Annotated in this window: 17 protein-coding genes; 7 read left to right on the top strand and 10 right to left on the bottom strand. The window is 62.7% G+C overall.

Annotated features, from left to right (window positions below; translation table 11 throughout):
* The first annotated feature begins 61 nt into the window (after positions 1-61).
* The 4 genes from FHX03_RS28710 to FHX03_RS28695 all read left to right on the top strand — a co-directional run bounded on the left by FHX03_RS28710 (position 62) and on the right by FHX03_RS28695 (position 4,258).
* Positions 62-1,537: a CpaF family protein gene (locus FHX03_RS28710; RefSeq protein ID WP_183781682.1), complete on the top strand. Its 1,476-nt coding sequence runs from the start codon at positions 62-64 to the stop codon at positions 1,535-1,537.
* 5 nt (positions 1,538-1,542) lie between these two features.
* Positions 1,543-2,550, top strand: coding sequence for a type II secretion system F family protein (locus FHX03_RS28705; protein WP_097628321.1), 1,008 nt, complete (start codon positions 1,543-1,545; stop codon positions 2,548-2,550).
* Between the two features lie 15 nt (positions 2,551-2,565).
* The gene (locus FHX03_RS28700) at positions 2,566-3,552 is read left to right on the top strand and encodes a type II secretion system F family protein (RefSeq protein WP_003589212.1); all 987 of its coding nucleotides are present in this window, start codon (positions 2,566-2,568) and stop codon (positions 3,550-3,552) included.
* 73 nt (positions 3,553-3,625) lie between these two features.
* Positions 3,626-4,258 carry a LysE family translocator gene (locus FHX03_RS28695; RefSeq protein ID WP_097628320.1) on the top strand — a complete coding sequence of 211 codons (633 nt, stop codon included), beginning with the start codon at positions 3,626-3,628 and terminating at the stop codon, positions 4,256-4,258.
* A 69-nt stretch (positions 4,259-4,327) separates the two neighbouring features.
* Here the strand turns inward: FHX03_RS28695 and FHX03_RS28690 are convergent, their stop codons facing one another.
* Positions 4,328-5,164: a tetratricopeptide repeat protein gene (locus FHX03_RS28690; RefSeq protein ID WP_097630088.1), complete on the bottom strand. Its 837-nt coding sequence runs from the start codon at positions 5,162-5,164 to the stop codon at positions 4,328-4,330.
* A 144-nt stretch (positions 5,165-5,308) separates the two neighbouring features.
* On the opposite strand from FHX03_RS28690, the gene FHX03_RS28685 reads away from it, so the two are divergent.
* The 3 genes from FHX03_RS28685 (at position 5,309) to FHX03_RS28675 (ending at position 8,104) form a co-directional block, all read left to right on the top strand.
* Complete coding sequence (locus FHX03_RS28685) at positions 5,309-6,700, top strand: leucyl aminopeptidase family protein (protein WP_097630089.1); 1,392 nt, start codon at positions 5,309-5,311, stop codon at positions 6,698-6,700.
* 171 nt (positions 6,701-6,871) lie between these two features.
* Positions 6,872-7,222, top strand: coding sequence for a MarR family transcriptional regulator (locus FHX03_RS28680; protein ID WP_007634042.1), 351 nt, complete (start codon positions 6,872-6,874; stop codon positions 7,220-7,222).
* A gap of 24 nt (positions 7,223-7,246) precedes the next feature.
* Positions 7,247-8,104, top strand: a complete 858-nt coding sequence (locus tag FHX03_RS28675; RefSeq protein ID WP_183781673.1) for an NlpC/P60 family protein — start codon at positions 7,247-7,249, stop codon at positions 8,102-8,104.
* On the opposite strand, the gene FHX03_RS28670 is transcribed toward FHX03_RS28675, so the two are convergent.
* The 9 genes from FHX03_RS28670 to FHX03_RS28630 all read right to left on the bottom strand — a co-directional run.
* Positions 8,097-9,488 carry an amidase gene (locus FHX03_RS28670; protein ID WP_097630091.1) on the bottom strand — a complete coding sequence of 464 codons (1,392 nt, stop codon included), beginning with the start codon at positions 9,486-9,488 and terminating at the stop codon, positions 8,097-8,099. The genes FHX03_RS28675 and FHX03_RS28670 overlap by 8 nt on opposite strands.
* 36 nt (positions 9,489-9,524) lie before the next feature.
* Positions 9,525-10,388 carry an ABC transporter permease gene (locus FHX03_RS28665; protein WP_097630092.1) on the bottom strand — a complete coding sequence of 288 codons (864 nt, stop codon included), beginning with the start codon at positions 10,386-10,388 and terminating at the stop codon, positions 9,525-9,527.
* A gap of 3 nt (positions 10,389-10,391) precedes the next feature.
* Entirely contained in the window at positions 10,392-11,339 is a 948-nt protein-coding gene (locus tag FHX03_RS28660) for an ABC transporter permease (RefSeq protein WP_183856573.1), read from the bottom strand.
* Between the two features lie 268 nt (positions 11,340-11,607).
* Complete coding sequence (locus FHX03_RS28655; protein WP_183856571.1) at positions 11,608-13,137, bottom strand: ABC transporter substrate-binding protein; 1,530 nt, start codon at positions 13,135-13,137, stop codon at positions 11,608-11,610.
* A 150-nt stretch (positions 13,138-13,287) separates the two neighbouring features.
* Positions 13,288-14,208, bottom strand: a complete 921-nt coding sequence (locus FHX03_RS28650) for a LysR family transcriptional regulator (protein WP_183856570.1) — start codon at positions 14,206-14,208, stop codon at positions 13,288-13,290.
* Between the two features lie 56 nt (positions 14,209-14,264).
* Positions 14,265-15,260 (bottom strand): P1 family peptidase, encoded by a 996-nt coding sequence (locus tag FHX03_RS28645; protein WP_097630096.1) that lies wholly within the window; start codon positions 15,258-15,260, stop codon positions 14,265-14,267.
* A gap of 129 nt (positions 15,261-15,389) precedes the next feature.
* A complete protein-coding gene (locus FHX03_RS28640; protein ID WP_003544544.1) occupies positions 15,390-15,584 on the bottom strand; it encodes a hypothetical protein in 195 nt (64 codons plus the stop codon).
* A gap of 518 nt (positions 15,585-16,102) precedes the next feature.
* Positions 16,103-19,024, bottom strand: coding sequence for an aminotransferase (locus FHX03_RS28635; protein ID WP_183856569.1), 2,922 nt, complete (start codon positions 19,022-19,024; stop codon positions 16,103-16,105).
* A gap of 119 nt (positions 19,025-19,143) precedes the next feature.
* The coding region (locus tag FHX03_RS28630) for a formyltransferase family protein (RefSeq protein WP_281413123.1) at positions 19,144-19,410 on the bottom strand (267 nt) is incomplete at its 5' end.

Raw genomic sequence — 19,410 nt, 5'->3', positions numbered from 1 at the left:
GCATTTCCGTGACTCGGAGAAAACGGAAACGCACTAGAACAAGCAGATTGGATTAAGCGGCATGTTTGGAAAACGCGGAAATGAAGGGTCCGGAAAGGTCGGAGGGGCGATTGCTCCCCCGCCGTCGGCTCCGGCTGCCGCCCCTGCGGCCTCTTCCCCCTCCATTCTGGTCGAACCCTCTCGCGAACCCGCACGCCAGCAGGTGACGCCGCCGCCGATGCAGACGCCGCAGCGCAAGCGCCCTGTCCGCACTGATGAATATTACGACACCAAGGCGCAGGTCTTTTCTGCGCTGATCGATACGATCGATCTCTCGCAGCTTTCCAAGCTCGACGGCGAAAGCGCGCGCGAGGAAATCCGCGACATCGTCAACGACATCATCACCATCAAGAACTTTGCGATGTCGATCTCCGAGCAGGAAGAACTGCTCGAGGATATCTGCAACGACGTCCTCGGCTACGGTCCGCTAGAGCCGTTGCTGGCGCGTGACGACATCGCCGACATCATGGTCAACGGCGCCGGCCAGACTTTCATCGAAGTCGGCGGCAAGACGATCGAATCGGAGATCCGCTTCCGCGACAATGCGCAACTTCTCTCGATCTGCCAGCGCATCGTCAGCCAGGTCGGACGCCGCGTCGACGAATCGAGCCCGATCTGCGACGCCCGCCTGCCTGATGGCTCGCGTGTCAACGTTATCGCGCCGCCGCTGTCGATTGACGGGCCTGCGCTCACCATCCGCAAATTCAAGAAAGACAAGCTGACGCTCGATCAGCTCGTCCGTTTCGGTGCGATCACGGCTGAGGGTGCGACTGTGCTGCAGATCATTGGCCGGGTGCGCTGCAACGTCGTCATTTCGGGTGGTACCGGCTCCGGCAAGACGACGCTGCTGAACTGCCTTACCAACTATATCGACAGGGACGAACGCGTCATCACCTGCGAGGATACCGCAGAACTGCAGCTGCAGCAGCCGCATGTCGTGCGTTTGGAAACGCGCCCGCCGAATATCGAAGGCGAGGGCGAGATCACCATGCGCGATCTCGTCAAGAACTGCCTGCGTATGCGTCCCGAGCGCATCATCGTCGGCGAAGTGCGCGGACCTGAAGTTTTCGACCTGCTGCAGGCGATGAACACCGGTCACGACGGCTCGATGGGCACCATCCACGCCAACACGCCGCGCGAATGCCTGAGCCGTATCGAATCGATGATCGCTATGGGTGGCTTCACTCTGCCGGCAAAGACGGTGCGTGAGATCATTTCCAGCTCGGTGGATGTGATCGTCCAGGCGGCGCGCCTTCGCGACGGTTCGCGCCGCATCACCCAGATCACCGAGGTGATCGGAATGGAAGGCGACGTCATCATCACCCAGGACCTGATGCGTTACGAGATCGAAGGCGAAGATGCCGGCGGCCGCCTGATCGGCCGGCACATGTCGACCGGCGTCGGCAAACCGCATTTCTGGGATCGCGCCCGCTATTTCAACGAGGAAAAGCGTCTTGCCGCCGCCCTCGACGCGATGGAAGCGAAATCGAAGGACTAGGCGAAATGTTCGGGTTCGATCCGATAGTGCTGGCAATCGTCGTCCTCGCCGCCGTATCCGCGGCGGCAGTCGCCTATGCCCTGATGTATTCCCGGATCGAGGCCGACAAGAAATCGGCAAGCCGCATCGACCGCGTCAAATCGGCCGAAAGCGACCGGGTCAAGGTCAAGGCTGCCCGCGACCGGGTGCAGGAAATGTCGAAGCGCCGAAAATCGGTGCAGGACAATCTCAAAGATCTGGAAAAGCGCCAGCACGAAAAGACCAAGAAGACCCTGACGATGAAATCCCGGCTGGTCCAGGCCGGCCTGACGATCACGGTCGGGAAATTCTATCTCATCAGCGCCATCTTCGCCTGCGTGCTGCTGCTCATGGCGTTCATCATCGGTGTATCGTTGATGGTGATAATCGGGATCGCCGTCGTCGCCGGTCTCGGCCTGCCGCGCTGGATCGTCGGCTTCCTGATCAAGCGCCGCCAGAACAAGTTCCTCAATGAACTCCCCAATGCGCTTGACGTGATCACCCGCTCGATCAAATCAGGCCTGCCGCTGAACGATGCGATCCGTCTTATCGCCACCGAAGGCACCGAGCCTGTGAAGAGCGAATTCCGGCGCGTAATCGAGGCGCAGCAGGTGGGTCTCAGCATCCCCGACGCCTGCGCCCGCATGACGGCCCACATGCCGCTCCAGGAAGTCAGCTTCTTCGCCATCGTCATCGCCATCCAGTCGCAGGCCGGCGGCAATCTGTCGGAAGCGATCGGCAACCTTTCCAAGGTGATACGCGAGCGCAGGAAGATGAAGGCCAAGGTCTCGGCGCTGTCGATGGAAGCCAAGGCGTCGGCCGTCATTATCGGTGCGTTGCCCTTCATCGTCGCGACCCTCGTCTATCTCACCTCGCCGAGCTACATGATGATCCTTTTTACCGATCCACGCGGCCATTTCATCATGGGCGTCTCGGCGATCTGGATGTCGATCGGCATCTTCGTCATGCGCAACATGGTCAATTTTGACATTTAGCCGGAAGGACGCCCCATGTCGCAGGACCTTGCCGCAACCCTGACCAATCCGAGCATGCTGATCGCGCTCCTCGTCGCGATTGCGGTCTTCGCCACGTTTTATACGATCGCTGTCCCCTTCTTCGAGCGCGGCGATCTCAACAAGCGTATGAAGGCCGTTTCGACCGAGCGCGAGCAGATCCGCGCACGCGAGCGCGCCCGTATGAACACCGAAACCGGCGCCGGCAAAGCCTCGCTCAGGAGCCAGAACAATCGCTCGGTCCGCCAGATCGTCGAGCGTTTCAACCTGCGCAAGGCGCTCGTCGACGAGAATACCGTCAACAAGCTGCGTGCTGCCGGTTTTCGCTCGGAGAATGCGCTGAATACTTTCCTCGTGGCGCGTTTTCTGCTGCCGTTCCTTTTCCTGGCGCTTGCCGCCTTCTGGGTCTTCGGCCTCGGCAATCTGCCCGAAAGGGGCATGCCCATCCGCCTCTTTGCCGTCATCGGCATCGGCTATGTCGGCTTTTACGCGCCGAACATCTATATCTCGAACCGCATGGGCAAGCGTCAGCACTCGATCAAGCGGGCCTGGCCGGATGCGCTCGACCTGATGCTGATCTGCGTCGAATCCGGCATCTCGATCGAGGCGGCGATGCGTCGCGTGTCGGAAGAACTCGGCGAGCAGTCGCCACCGCTCGCCGAGGAGATGGTGCTGACCACGGCCGAGCTCTCCTTCTTGCCGGATCGCCGCGTGGCGCTCGAAAATCTTGCCACGCGCACCCAGATCGAGCTTGTACGCTCGGTCACGCAAGCGCTGATCCAGGCCGACCGCTACGGCACGCCGGTGGCGCAGGCGCTGCGCGTTCTCGCCCAGGAAGGGCGCGACGAGCGCATGAACGAAGCGGAAAAGAAGGCGGCCGCCCTACCGCCGAAACTGACGGTGCCGATGATCCTGTTCTTCCTGCCGGTGCTGATCGCCGTCATCCTCGGCCCGGCCGGCATCCAGGTGTCAGACAAGTTCTGATCTTGCCGCCGGTTAAATCGATTCCGATTTAAGGAATAATGCGATACCTTCGATCTCGAACGAGGGTTCTTGAATGTCTTCCGCAGGCGTTTTCATCAGCATCATGGCAGCCTTGGTGGTCGGAGCGATGAGTCCCGGCCCGAGCTTCGTGGTCGTCTCCAGGATTGCCATTTCGCGGTCGCGGCTGGATGGTCTCGCGGCCGCAATCGGCATGGGCGCCGGCGGCGTGGTTTTTGCCGTATTGGCGCTCGCCGGTCTGACGGCGCTGCTGTCGCAATTCGAATGGCTCTATATCTTGCTCAAAGTCGCAGGCGGCGCCTATCTCATCTATATCGCCGTCAATATCTGGAGAGGTGCTGGAGAGCCGCTGGAGGTGTGCGAAGCCGGCGATAGCCACCGCGCACCGAGGCGGAGCTTCATGACCGCGCTACTGACCCAGCTCAGCAACCCGAAGACCATTATTGTCTATGCCAGCCTCTTTGCCGCGCTCCTTCCGAGGACGGTGCCGCTCGATCTCATGATTGCGCTGCCGCTCGGCGTCTTTGCGGTGGAAGCGGGGTGGTATTCGATCGTGGCGCTGGCCTTTTCGGCCCGCCATCCGCGGCGGCTCTATCTCGCCGCGAAGAGCTGGATCGACCGGACCGCCGGCGCCGTCATGGGCGGCCTCGGATTGCGTCTTATTCTGTCGGGCCTGAGCGCCCGCTAGAGCATGATGCCGAAAAGTGTGAGCGGTTTTCGGACGACATCATGCTCTAATTTTTGTCTAAGACCATTGTCAGTTGGTGTTGCTGCCGTCCGCGGCACCCGGCGTCTTGTCCTTGGCGGCAAGCTTCTGCCAGGAATTCTGCTGCGAGAGCATGCCGCGGAGATAGGCGACATTGGCATCGGCCTGTTGCGGCGAAAGTTCGCGCCGCGCGATCTGCTCGGCTTCCGGGAAACGTCCCTGTAGGCCGACGACGAGCGCAAGGTTCTGCCTGACGCGGCTGTCGGCTGTCGGTTGGCCGGCGGCGGAGCGCAGGTAGGTTTCGGCGGTGCGCAGATCGCCGGTCAGCACATAGGACATGCCGAGGTTGGAAAGGATGGAGGGCTCGTTCGGCTGAATGTCGAGCGCGTCGCGGTAGCGCTGCCGGGCATCGCTTGCCCGGCCCATCTGGTCGAGGATCGCGCCTTCGGCCGAGATCAGTTTCCAGTCCGGACGATCCGGTGTCTGGGCGCGACCGATCGTGTCGAGCGCCTGCTGGAACTGGCCGGCCGCCGCCTGCGCCTTGCCATAGGCGGCCAGCACGTTGCGGTCGGCGGGATTGCTGATCGCCACCTGCTGCATGACGGCGAGCGCCTGCGCATCACGGCCGTTCATGCGCAGCAGATTGGCGTAGTTGACGCCGGTGACCGGATCGCGCGGGTTCTTTTCATAGGCCTGGCCGAGGCGGTCGGTTGCCGAGCGCAGCTCGGTCGCGTCCATCTCTTCAACCGGCTTGGTGAGCTTCGGCACCGAGCCTGTCGTCATCCGATCCTTGGTCGTCGAGCAGCCGGCGAGTGCCAGGACGAGCAGCGATGCGGCAACGCCCTGCAGGAGACGATGGGTGAATGTGGTGGTGAGCGAGGCCGGCATGACGCGTTCCCTGGATTCCGAAATCGGCGCCTGACCTCGAACGCGGAACAGGGAAAGGTTTGACGCAATCTTCGCTCCAGCAATAGTCTGTTAACCCTAACAGACCGTTAAGGAGTGATTCCTTACGACCGCCGAAGGACAATCATGGCCCCCTATCAGTTCATCGAGAGACCGACCCCTTTCAACACGAAGGGCGGTTCGACGCTGCCGATCTTTGCCGTCACCCCTGCCCATATTGAGACTGGCACGATTGATCCGATCGCGCTCGATTGGGCGCAGAGGGCGGGTTACAAGGCCGAAAGCGGGTCGCTGCTGCTGATTCCGACGGCCGAAGGCCATCTCGGCGGCGCGCTTTTTGGTCTCGGCACCAATCCGTCCGAGCAGCCTTACATCACCGGCAGGCTCGCCCGGGCGCTGCCCGCCGGCGACTGGCACATCGAAACCGCACCGCTGACGGCAAATCGCCTGGCGCTCGGCTTTGGTCTCGGCAGCTACCGCTTCGACCGTTACAAGTCTGAAAAATCGCCGGCGGCGACGCTGATGATCCCCCGCGATGCCGACAGTGCCGACATCAAGCGCCAGCTTGCCGGCGTCTTTCTCGCCCGCGACCTCATCAATACGCCGACCAATGACATGGGGCCGAACCAACTCGAAACCGTGTTCCGTGGTTTGGCTGCACATTACAAGGCAGAGGTTTCGGTTATCACGGGCGACGAGCTGCTCGAGCAGAATTTCCCGCTGGTTCATACCGTCGGCCGCGCCAGTGCCGATGCGCCGCGTCTTCTAGAGCTGCGCTGGGGCAAAAAGGGCCATCGCAAGGTGACGCTTGTCGGCAAGGGCGTCTGCTTCGATACCGGCGGCCTCGACATCAAGCCCGCCGCCTCCATGCTGCTGATGAAGAAGGACATGGGCGGCGCGGCGAATGTCATGGGGCTCGCGCTGATGATCATGGACGCTAAGCTGAAGGTCGATCTGCGTGTCATCGTCCCGGTCGTCGAAAACGCCATCTCGTCCAATGCCTTCCGCCCCGGCGACATTTATAAGAGCCGCAAGGGACTGACCGTCCAGATCGACAATACCGACGCCGAAGGCCGTCTTATCCTTGCCGATGCGCTCGCCTATGCCGACGAGGAAGAGCCCGATCTCCTGATCGACATGGCGACGCTGACCGGTGCGGCCCGTGTCGCGCTGGGTCCGGATCTCCCGCCCTTCTTCACCGACGACGCCAATCTGGCGCATGACCTGACCGAAGCGAGCCTGGAAACCGACGATCCGATCTGGCGGCTGCCGCTCTATTCCGGTTATGACAAGGATATCCGCGCCAAATTCGCCGATCTCACCAACGCGCCGGCCGGCGGCATGGCGGGAGCGATCACCGCGGCGCTCTTTCTCAAGCGTTTCGTCGGCAAGGCGAAGAGCTGGGCGCATTTCGACATTTACGGCTGGGCCCAGTCCGAGCGGCCGCATTCGCCGGGCGGCGGTGAAGCACAGGCCATCCGCGCGCTCTTCCATCATATCCGCGAGAGCCTGCGCTGACGGCTGCAAACGAGGGCTGAGGGGCGGTGGCATGACTTTTCATGCGCTGCCCCCGCTGTCGATCGTTAAAATTTTATTCACCCTGCCGGGCGGCAATTGCTGCCGCCTCTTGCATGTCCATGGCAACTGCCGGAAAATGAAACGTTAGCGTAACGATTTTCCGGAGGGGCCGTGCCGATCGAACTGACCGCCTCGCAGGCGCTGGGGCTCTGGCATGGCGTGGCGCTCGATCAGGTCCGCCACGATGACCGCGATTTGACGTTGCGCCAGATGGCGATCCTGCTGCATATTTATCTGGTGCCGCCGCCGCATACGGTGCGCGGGCTTGCCGCGACACTTGAGGTCACCAAGCCGGTCATTACCCGCGCCTTGGACACGATGGGCGAGATGGGCCTGGTCGATCGTGTGCGCGACGATGCCGACCGGCGCAGCGTGATCATCAAGCGTACCGTCGGCGGCGCGCTATACCTGGAAAAGCTCGGCGACCTCGTCCGTGATCAGGCCCGCCGGCTGCCGCTCTGAGAGGCCAATTGAAAAGGAAACTCAATGACGATGCTCGACCGCCGCCTGCATGCCTATCGGCCGGATCTCGCTGAAGCGGGACTTGAAGGCAAGGTGGAGGCGTTGCGCTTCGTCGAAGGCGCCCCGGCCCGCATTGCCGTTCCGGTCGCGGCCTTGCGCCCCGAACCAGACCTTGCGCGCGGCATCGATACCGAGGTGCTGCTTGGCGAGGATGTGACGGTGTTCGATCGCGCCGACGGCTGGTGCTGGGTGAAAGCCGCTTCGGACGGCTATGTCGGTTATCTCTCCGCAGAAGCGCTTTCGGAAGGCAGGCCGGCGCCGACCCATTTCGTCACCGTCCAGCGCACCTTCCTTTATCCGGAACCGGAGCTGCGCAAACCCCACCAGGCGATCCTATCCATGGGAAGTCGCGTCCATGTGGCCGGCGAGGCGGAAGCGCGCGGTAATCGCTATGTCGTGCTGGAGGATGGAACCGCGATCTTCGCCAAACACGTCCAGCCGATCGGCACGCTCGACGGTGCCGATTACGTCGAGATCGCAGCCCGTTTCCTGGAAACGCCCTATCTCTGGGGCGGACGTTCCGGCCTCGGCATCGATTGTTCCGGCCTCGTCCAGCTGGCGATGCTGATGACGGGCAGAGCTGCGCCACGCGATACCGATATGCAGGCGGCAGGCCTCGGCCAGCCGATCGACCGATCCGAAATCCGCCGTGGCGACCTGGTATTCTGGAAGGGTCATGTCGCCGTCTTCGAAGATCCGGAAACCATTCTGCACGCCAACGGCCATAGCATGACGGTGGCGCGCGAGAATTTCGAGGCCGCGGTCGAGCGCATCGGCTGGCTCTACGAGCAACCGACCGGGTATCGCCGCCCGGTCAGCTGATCGGAGGCCGCGGCCAGGATCTTACCCCACCCGTCCAGTCCTCGAAGGCTTTCGACAGTCTGAGCACCCGCATGTCGTCGAAGCGCGGCCCGACGATCTGCAACCCGATCGGCATGCCTGAGCGGGAGAAACCGCAATTGATCGAGGCGGCCGGCTGCTCCGACATGTTCCACGGCACCGTGAAAGCGATATGTTCGAACGGCAGGGCCGGATCATTGGTCGGAGATGCCCATTCGGCCGGATAGGAGATGATCGGATTGGTCGGCGAAAGCAGGGCGTCGACCTCGGTGAAGAACCGTCCGCAGCTCTTGCGCATCTCGATCGTCTGGTTGAAGCCTCTGACCGCATCGACGCCGCGGATGTCGGCGCCACCCTTCGCCCAATCCCTGATATAGGGCAAGATGCTGTCGCGCCGCTCCTCGTCGAGATCAGCAATATCGCCCCAGAGCCGGGATCGCCAGAAATTGTCGAGCCCATCCAGCATTGCACGTGTCAGCACTGGCTGGACCGATAGAATGGTCGCGCCGGCCGCCTCGAATTGTTTCGCCGCCGTTTCGACCGCGGCCCTGATCTCGTCGTCCACCGCAAGCCCGCAGCCGGCATCGAGCATCAACCCGATCGTCATGCCCGACAGGTCGATGTCGAGATCCATCCAGTTGAAATCGTTCGGCGGGAGGCTGGTGCCGTCGCGCCAGTCCGGCCGTGACAGCGTCGCCATCGAAAAGGCCGCATCCTCGACTGTGCGTGCCATCGGCCCGACGCAGCGCCCGACATAATAGGGATCGGCCGGAATGCGGCCATGGCTTGGCTTGAAGCCGAAGATGCCGGTCCAGCCGGCGGGAAGGCGCACCGAGCCGCCGATATCGGTCCCGATATGCAGCGGTCCGTAACCGGCCGCTGCCGCTGCGGAAGCCCCGGCGCTCGATCCGCCGGGATTCTGCGTGGTGTTCCAGGGATTGCGGCTGAGAGGATGAAAGCTCGAAAGCCCGGAGGAAAGCATGCCGTAATCGGGGCAGGTGGTCTTGGCGAAGATCACCGCGCCGTCTTCCCGCAGCCGGGCCGCGGCCGGCGCGTCGGCCTCTGCCGGTTTGAGCTCCACTGCCCTTGTGCCTGATGGCACCGGTTGGCCCTTCGTGGCGATCAGTTCCTTCAGCGTCACCGGGATGCCGTCGAGGGGACCTAGCGTTTCTGCCTTCGCCCAGCGCTCCGTCGAAGCTTTCGCTTGGGCGCGCGCCGATTCCGGATCGTAGAGGTAGAGCGCCGAAATCGACGGCTCCCAGGCGGCGATATGGTCTTCGAGGGCGAGCCAGTATTCGAGAGGGGAAAGGCTTTTATCGGTGAAACGCTGCCTGAGTTGGCGGATGGTGAGGTCGGTTTCGGTCATGGCATGGTCTTTCGGGCTTTTCGTCTTGGGAGGACATCAGCGGCTCGCCTCGCGCGGGTCGAGCAGATCGCGCAAACCGTCGCCGAGCATGTTGAAGCCGAAGACGGTCACAGCGATGGCAAGGCCGGGCAGGATCGCCAGCCAGGGGGCGAGCGCCAGATAGGTTTGCGCATCGGCAAGCATCCGGCCCCAGGTCGGCGCCGGCGGCGCCATGCCGAGCCCGAGGAAGCTGAGACCCGCTTCGGTCAGGATCGCCAGCCCCAGCTGGATCGCACCATGCACGATGATCTGGCTGATGATATTCGGCAGTACATGGCGCAGCGAAATGGTCAGGCGTGTATTGCCGATCGCGCGCGCCGCCGTCACATAGTCGCGGCTCCAGGCCTGCAGCGAGGTCGCGAGTGTGACACGGGCAAAAACCGGGATCATGAAGACGGCGATCGCGGTGATCGCGGTGAACCGCCCTGGCCCGAGAAAGGCGCCGAGCACCATGGCCGACAGGATCGGCGGAAGCGCGAAGATGACGTCGCAGATCCGCATCAGCAACGCCTCGAAGGGACCGCGGATTGCCGCCGCCGAGATGCCTGATATCGAGCCGAGCGTCCCGCCGATCGCAACCGCAGTGATGGCGATCGACAGTGAATTCCAGCATCCCGCCATCAGCATCGAAAGCACATCGCGGCCGAATTGGTCCGTGCCGAGCAGGCCGAAGGCAAGCGGCGGCTGCAGCTTGTGGATGATCTGCATTTTCGCCGGCGGCAGCGGTGTCCAGACGAGCGACAGCAGCGCAACGGCGACCAGCAGGCCGATGATGACAGACCCTGCAATTAGGTTCATTCGCCGGCTAAATCTAAAGACCCGGCGGCGGCTGATGATTGCGGTGGATACGATCGGTGCCATGCGTCAGGCCGCCTTTCTCATCCTGGGATCAATCGCCAGATAGGAGAGATCGACGATGAAATTCATCACGATGACCAGGCCTGCGAAGAACAGCACGACATCCTGCATGACGATGATGTCACGCTGGGAGAGCGCCTGCAGCGCGAGCCGCCCGAGGCCGGGCAGGTTGAAGACGTTTTCCACCAGCACCGCGCCGGCGACGAGAAAGGTGAATTGCAGCCCGATCATAGTCAGGATCGGGATCAGCGCGTTCGGCACGATATGCCGCCAAAGCACTGCACTGCGTGACAGTCCCTTCGCCACGGCGGTGCGGGCAAAATCCTCATGCATCGTATCGAGCACCGCCGAGCGCGCCACCCGCGTCAACACGCCCGCTTGCGGCATCGCCAGCGCGACGGCGGGCATAACCAGCGCCTGCAATGCCGGCAGCAGACCGGAGCTCCAGCCCGGGAAGCCGCCGGCCGGCATCAGCCCGAGCATCGTCGAAAATAGAATGATCAACAGCAGTGCCACCCAGAAGGCGGGCACGGCGATGCTGATCTGCGAAAACAGCGTTGCGATGATGTCGAAGACACCGCCGCGGCGCGAGGCGGCCAGCACCCCGAGCGGCAGGGCAATCGCCACAGAAAGCATAATCGCCATCAGCGCCAGCGGCAGCGTCACCGCCAGCCGCTCGACGATCAATCCCGCGACTGGCACGCCATAGGTTAAGGAATTGCCGAGATTGCCGGAGAGCACGCCGGTCAACCATTGCCCGTAGCGCAGCAGCAGCGGCTGATCGAGCCCGAGATCGTGGCGCAGTGCGGTAAGCGTTTCCGGTGTTGCCGAGGTGCCGAGCATGATCGAGGCGGGATCGCCGGGCAGAAGGTCCATGACGGCGAAGATCAGCAGCGAAACGACGGCCAGCGTGACGAGAAGACCGGCGAAGCGGCGGGCGAGGAGGGGGATCATGCGTGCCACGCTTTCGATGCGGCACGGCGGCTTCCCCGCCCTCCCTCATTCCTGTGCTCGTCACAGGAATCCAGCCACGGCGCATCTGCGCCGTGAATAACTCTCGTCCAGGCACGGAAGTCTCCCGCGCCCAAGGACTTGGGCGCGCTGGATTCCTGTGTCGAGCCCAGCAATGAGGGACGGAGAGGGTTGCGACCAGCATTGAGCGTTTCGCTATGCAGCTTCCCTGCGCTCATCCCATGCCTCTCAATCCGCACGAACTCGCCGCCTACTCGTCCCAGGAAACGCCGGAGAGTACGTTGGAAGGGATCGGCTCGTTCTCCCACAGCCCCTTCAGCTTCTTGTCCCAGACGCCGAGTTTCGGCATGACGAAGAGGTAGAGCGCCGGCACGTCCTCGGCGAGGATCTTCTGCGCTTCGCCATAGATCGCATTCTGCGCGGCGGGATCGGTCGTCTCCTGGACCTTCTTCATCAGCGCGTTGAAAGCGGCGTTCTTGTAATTGAAATAATAGGGATCGCGGGCATAGATGTCGATGTCGAGCGGTTCGGCATGGGCAACGATCGTCATGTCGAAGTTGCGGTCCTTCATGATGTCCTGGACCCATTTCGCCGGAAATTCGGTCGGCTCGATATTCATCGTTACGCCGATCTCGGCAAACATCGCCTGCATCACCTGGGCACTGCGCGGCGCATAGGCCATCTGCGGCGATTTGATCGTGAAGGTGAAGCCGTTGGGATAGCCGGCTTCGGTCAGCAGCGCCTTCGCCTTTTCGACGTTGTATGGCAGCACGCCGGTCATGTCCTGATAGCCTGGATCGTTCGGCGTGTAGTGGCTGCCGATCGGCGTGCCGAGGCCGGACCATGCGCCATCGATTACCGTCTTGCGGTCGATAGCCATCATCAGCGCCTGGCGGACGCGTTTGTCGTCGAACGGCTTCTTGGCATTGTTCATGCCGGCAACGACCTTGAGCTCTGTATTGCCGATCCTGGTGACCAGCCTCGCATCGCCATCGAAGGAACTCATCAGTTCGGGTGCTGCAAATTCCGGAAAGGCATCGAGATCGCCGGACTTCAGCGCTGCCGCCTGCGCCTGCGGATCCGCGATAAAGCGGAAGGTCACCGTGTCGAGCTTGGCGGCCGCATCCTTGTTCCAATAATCGGCATTCCTGGCGAGTTCGACCTTGTCGCCCTTCGCCCAGCTGGCGAATTTGAAGGGACCGGTGCCCACTGGCGTCGTTTTGTCGTCGGCAGCCGTCTTCGGCGCGACCATCACCGAGGCTGGCCAGCCGAGCCAGTAGATCAGGCTGCCGGTCGGCGCCGAAAGATGCAACACCAGCGTTTCGGCATCGGGCGTATCGATCGAGGCGATCGAGGCGAAAAAGCGCTTCTGCGGATTGATCGAATCCGCGCCGCGGGCGCGGTCGAGCGAAAACCTGGCGACAGCGGCATCAAAAACCTCGCCGTCATGAAATTTGACGCCGGTCTGCAGCTTGAACGTATAGGTCAGGCCATCGGGAGAGATCTCCCAGCTTTTCGCCAACTGCGGCTGAATCTTACCAGCCTGGTCGATCGTCACCAAGCCCTCGAACACGTTCTGCCAGGTCACCTGGCCGATTGCGACGGGTGCTGCGATCGTTGGGTCGAGACCGGTCGGCTCGACGCTCATGCCGAGATTAAGCGTGGTCTTCGCCGCCTCGGCCGGCGTCATTGCCGTCATCACCAGGCCGGCCGAAAGCGCAGCACCGAGCGAAAGCCGCCGGGCGAAACGCGCTGAAGGCGCAAACGAAAGCTTGATCATCATGTTCCCTTATCTGGCCGCGCGTCGATGACGAAGACCTTTTGCGAGGAGAGTGACACTATGCCGGTGCACACACAATGACGATTTTGTGTGCCCAGTGTAGCCGAAAAAGCTACACCGTAAATCTGGGGGCAATGCAAGCTCGAAGCGTCAGTCCTTCGTCTCGGCCCGGCGGTTCGTGCGCTCGCGCATGAACCTTTCGATGAAGTCGAGCAGTTTCGTCGCGGCGAAGGACAGCTGCCGGTCCGGTGCAACGCAGAGATCGACATGGGTGCGGATGCCGGTCTTACCGGCGAGCGGAATAGCAAGGAGCTGACCCGCCTCGATCTCGCGGCGGACAGTCAGCGCCGGCAGCAGCGTGGCCGCAGCCCCGCTGAGCACAAGTTCCTTCAGCATTTCGAGCGAGCTGGTGACGAAGACGGGATCGATGCTCAACCCCTCCTTCTCGAACAGCGCATCGAAAGCCTGGCGGAAGCCGAAGGATTGATCCGGCAGCGCCAATGCGTAGTCGGCAAGTTGCCCGATAGGGATCTCGGTATGCGCGGCGGCCGGATGCTGCGGCGTGACGATGAGATCATAGGCAATCTCGGAGCGCAGCCGGACCTTGGTGCCGGACATCGGTGGCGCAAACAGCGTCACCGCAATATCCGCCTCGGCGCTGTTGACCGCATCGACCGCCTGCCGCGCGCTGGTGATTGTCACGGTAAAGCGCAGCTTCGGATATTTCAGGCTGAATTCGGCAAGCGCCGGCGCCAGCAGATTGGCGACGGTCGCCCCATTGGCATAGATGCTGACACGGCCGCGCTGCAGGCCCTTCAGGTCTTCGATCAGCTGCTGCACGTGATCGAGTTCGCGCAACGTCCGGCCGGCGCGGGCGGCAAGCAGTTCGCCGGCGGCCGTCAGCTTGACGCCGCGGGCACTGCGTTCGACGAGCGGCGCGCCGAAATGATATTCGAGGTTCTCGATCTGCCGGCTGATCGCCGTCGGCGCGACATTGAGGTTTTCGGCCGCCTGGCGCATCGAATTGGTCCTGACCAGCTCGTCGAAATACATCAGCGCCCGGATCTGCATTCACGTCTCTCCGCCATTGGGCATATTGGATCTGTAGAGAGTCTGACCCTATTCAATCAGCCGCCGCTCGGATAGCGGTCGCGCCAGGCCTTTTGTGCGCCCTCGACCGGAAGGGCGGTCGCGGCGTAGACGCCACGGGCGATCGCCCGGGCCATGACGATGGTCGCGAGGTGGCACAGCTCCATCAGGCTCGCCATGTCGTCTCTTCGATGCTTCGCCGTCGAAGCGGCAAAGACGGTGTCGCCGTCGAGCGGCAGGTGCGCCGGCAGCAGGGCTCGGGCAAGGCCGTCATGGCCGGCGAGCGAAAGCCGGTGCGCCTCGGCCTTCGTCAGCTGCGCATCGGTCACCACTGCGCCGATCGTGGTTGCCGGCGTGTTCATGCCCTTGAGCCGCATCCGGTGGTCGGCCACCGCAGGCATGCCGAGCCCGCCGAATTCCGCATCTTTTTCAAAAGGCGCCGCCCAGAAATGCGGCCCGTCGCCGATCGTTGCCGAACCGAGCGCATTCACGGCGACGATCGCCGCGACGCGATACCCGGCGCTGCTGACGGCGCTGGCCGAGCCGAGCCCGCCCTTGACGGTGGCCGTCGTCGCTCCCGTCCCGGCACCTGTCGTGCCGAGCGCGAATGTGCCCTTGGCCGCAGCCTGGAGTGCCGTGTAACCCATGTCGCGATAGGGCGAGTGAAGGCCCCAATCCTTGTCGCCGCCGTTCAGCAGGTCCATCAGGATCGCCTGCGGCACGATCGGAATGCGCACCGACCCGACGGCAAAACCGCGGCCGAGCTCGCGCAGGCCCGCCTGCACGCCGCCGGCGGCATCCAGCCCGAAAGCCGAGCCGCCGGAAAGCACGAAGGCATCGACGGCATTGACGGTCATCGACGGATCGAGCAGGCCGGTGTCGCGCCCGCCGGGCGCACCGCCAAGCACCGTGCCGGAGGCGACGGCCGGTTCGTCGAAGACGATGACCGTGACGCCGGAACCGAGCGCAAGGTCGGTCGCATGGCCGACGGAAACGCCTTCGATGTCGGTGATGAGGTTCAGAAGATCGGGCAAGGGCGGATCCTTATGCGGATAGGCCGCCGATAGGACGGCAATTGCTCTTAAAAAACAAGACCGGCCCCAAATGGCGGGACCGGTCGGACATCGAAAAAAGCCGTGAATGCTATTGCCGGCCTCATGCCCTCAGGCATGAAGCGGCTTCGGATGACGGCGGGTCATCAGATCGTGGATGGCCAGCCGCACCTCGTCGGGCGAGCCGAAACGCTGCTCGTCGAGGTCGTGGACATGAAACTTCACGGCGATGAATTTCAGCCGGTCTTCATCGGGAATGACGATCCCGACGGGAACGCCTGCATATTCGATAACTTGCTTCTTCATAGATAGAACTCCTGCCGCGCGACATGCGCAGCCATGGCGAATTGACTTGTCTGGTACCGTTGAAAGGAGGACGAACGTCACATTCGACAGTTCGGGCGGGAGAGGGCGCCCGGACGGTCATTGCCAAGCACAGATCGCCCAAGGTCGGCGAGAATATCGATGTCTATCATGCTCGTTCCTTGCGTTGGCGTTGCACTTGAGAGGTCCCGGAAGAGCCCAGGACCGGCGATGGCTGTCACCGATAAATCTACTAACTTGGTAGAGATTACCCTGCAGCCTGTCAGAAACATATTCCGAAACGTGTCAAAATATCGACGATCCGAAAAAATTCATTCCATCCCAGCCGAACTTTACGGAAAGAAACATATCAGCTCTTCGTAAAATTCGCATGACAGAATCGAAACTCTTTCGATCGCCGCAGCAGAGATAGGAAGCCCGGCTGATTCAGGCAATGGGCCGTTTCATTAAAAATCGAAATGCCCTGAAATGAACGATTTGGTTAAGGCCGCAAGCCCTTGTCACCAGCCTTCATCGAGCACCTTTTCCAGCATGTCCGCGAAGAAATCCGCGCTGTCGATGCCGAGGCAGAGCGGCGGTTTGATCTTCAGCACATTCTGGTGATCGCCGGTCGGCTGCATGATGACGCCGAGGCTCAGCAGCCGCTCGCAGACTGCTGCCGTCTCTTCGGTCGCCGGCTCCAGCGTCGTCCTGTCGCGGACGAATTCGAGCCCGAGATAGAGGCCCATGCCGTGCACGGCGCCGGCGATCGGATGGCGGTCGATCAGTGCGGCAAGCCGCGCCTTCAGATGATCGCCGACCTCTCGCGCATTTTCCTGCAGCTTTTCCTCGGCCATGATGTCGAGCACCGTCATGCCGGCGACGCAACTGACCGGGCCGCCGCCGGTGGAGGAAAAGAACGTGCCCTCCTTCTCCAGCGACCTGGCGATCTCCCGCGTGGTGATGACGGCGCCGAGCGGATGGCCGTTACCCATGCCCTTGGCGATGGTGATGATGTCGGGCACGACCCCTTGCTGTTCGAAGCCCCAGAAATAATGGCCGAGCCTGCCATAACCGACCTGCACTTCGTCGGCGATGCAGAGGCCGCCGCGGGCGCGCACCTGTGCATAGACCTGGGCGAGATACCCGTCCGGCAGCGGAATGCCGCCTGCATTGCCGTAGACCGATTCGCAGATGAAGCCGGCAAGGCCTTCGCCGCCAGCGTCGATCCCCTCCAGCACCGGCGTTATCGCGCCGAGATAGCCGGCCGCCGTATCGGGACCTCGGAATGCGCCGCGATAGGTATTCGGCGACGCGACGGCATGCACCCAGTCCGGCCGGGTGGTCAGAGCCTCAGGATTGTCGGCGATCGAGGTGGAGACGGCGTCACTTGCCGACGACCAGCCATGATAGGCTTCGAGCAGGCAGAGCATGTTGCGCGCGCCGCTATGAGCCTGCGCCAGCCGGATCGCCAGATCGTTCGCCTCCGAGCCGCTATTGACCAGGAAGACCGTATCGAGCCCGTCGGGCGAAAGTGCTGCGAGCCGCTCGGAAAATTCCGTGATCGCGGCATAGTGGAAGCGTGAGTTGGTGTTGAGCCGCAGCCATTGGGCGCTGATCGCCGCCGCAAGCTTGGGATGGCCATGGCCGAGAATGGAGACGTTGTTGACCATGTCGAGATAGGCGCGGCCCTCGACATCGAACAGATGCTCCTTCCAGCCGCGCTCGATCTGCGGCGGCGCTGCGTAATAATTCTTCTGTGCCCCGGCCAGATGTGCCTGCCGCCTGGCGAGCAGCTCGGCGGTTTCCGGTTTCGGCGCATCGGCCCCAGGGCCGAGAAGCAGCGAGGGAGAAGGGCAGAGCACCGACCAAGCCGCCGCCTCGCGCGATGTAGCAAAGAGCGGCGGCTCGAGCCCCGCGATGCTGCAAAGCTGGACGCGCAGCCCACCGAGCGATGAAGCCTCGCCGACGACCGCGCCGAGCGGCTCGCCGCCGGCAACCTCGGCGCCGTCCTCGACCGAGAGGTCGAGCCCGTCGAGATGCAGGGTCATGCCGTCGCCGGTCAGCGTCAGATGCTGGTCCTTCCAGCCGATGCGGCCGGTAAAGGGCGCGGCAACCGCGCTGCCGGCGGCAAGGCATATATCGATATGCAGGGCGCAGGTCGCCTGTCTCCCGGCGGTTCCCGCCCGGGACAGCCGATATTCGCCGTAGCGCGTTGCTGCCGTGCCGTTTTCGGTTGCGGCCCGGGCAAGCAGCCGCCAGTCCATGTCGGCATTCAGCCAGTTGCCGGCGGAAAAATGCGGGCTGCACACCCCAAGGTCGACATAGGCGATCCCGGTGGGATCGATGTCAGGCAGCAGCGGCAACCATCCTGATGTTTCCGGGGCAGCGACATTCCCGCCGGCTGCCTGGAGGATTGCTGCTTCCATCAATTCGAAGGGAACCGACATCGCCGTATCGAAGATCGCCCGCTCGCGATCGAGATTGCCGCGGACATAATCATTGTCGGGATCGACCGAAATCTGCTGCTCGCTGCTGGCGACGAGGATGACCGCGCGGGCGACGATCAATGGCCAGAGCGCCTTCAATTCCTCCTCGGTCAGCGGATAGATCGCCTGATAGGCAGTGACGGCAGGCAGGATATGAAAAGGGTCGCCCTCGGCGTGATGCAGCAGCGAGGCGCAGGTGACGGCGAGGTCGCCGACCAGCCAGCCGCGGATGATGTCGCCGAAATCGATCACTCCGTCGGGAATGATTTGGCCATGGGCACTGCGATGACCGACGACATTATCGCCGGTGACGTCGTGATGCACCGCCTGCAGCCGAAGCGACGGCGCCAAGGGCTGGATGCGGCGAACGGCCATCACCATGGTCTTGGCGATCCGGTCGCGCGCGGCACTGTCGGTGATGGCGGAAAGCAGTTGCACCGCGACCGGCCCGGCCCGCCTCAGATCCCATTGCAAGCTGCGGTCGAGGCCGGGATGGTTGAAATCGGCAAGCGCCTGCGCCAGCTTGGCGCAGAGCGCGCCGAGCGCAGCAACGGAAGCCGGCGCCAGGTAGGTCAGTTCCGTCAGCCCTTGGCCCTCCAGATATTCCAGCAGCCGGACTTGGTAGCCCTGCCCGCGCACCGTCAGCACGACGATCTCCCGCCCCTCATTGCTGGCAATCACATTGGGAACGCGTGGCGCATCCTGCTTGCTCTTGAGGTGATGGATCGCTGCATTCTGCGCTTCGAGTTCGCGGGTCTCGTAAGCGGCATGGCAGATCTTCAGGACGTAGCGGCCGCGATCGCTATCGACGCGGTAGTTCCGATCCTGCTGACTGCCGAGTTCGGCGATGGTGCCTGACAGGCTGTAATGGGCAAGAAGGATCTCTTCCGCGTCGGCAACGGTCACGTTGGGACGCGGCAGTGACATGCGATCAACAAGCGCCTCGTCGGTCATGACACCCCTCCCGCAGCATGATTCGATTACCTATTGAAGGCGATAATCAAATACTTGCTGCTGGCAGGCAACGGGAGATTGTCGTCTGTCAGCAAAAGAGATGTGGGTCTCGACCGCGTTCAACCCATGCGTTCGGAAGCGTAGCTGCCGGGGCTTGCAGGGAAGACCACTGTTCTATTGCCGTTGATAAAGGTGCGATGGTGGATATGGGCGTGGATGGCGCGGGCCAGCACCTGGCTTTCGACGTCGCGGCCGATCGAAACATAGTCATCGGGCGACTGGGCATGGGTGATGCGCGCCGTATCCTGCTCGATGATCGGGCCTTCGTCGAGGTCGGCGGTGACGTAATGGGCGGTGGCGCCGATCAGTTTGACGCCGCGGCCATA

The organism is Rhizobium sp. BK456 (assembly GCF_014194045.1).
GTDB lineage: Bacteria > Pseudomonadota > Alphaproteobacteria > Rhizobiales > Rhizobiaceae > Rhizobium > Rhizobium redzepovicii.
This window is presented reverse-complemented; position numbering and strand designations above follow the sequence as displayed.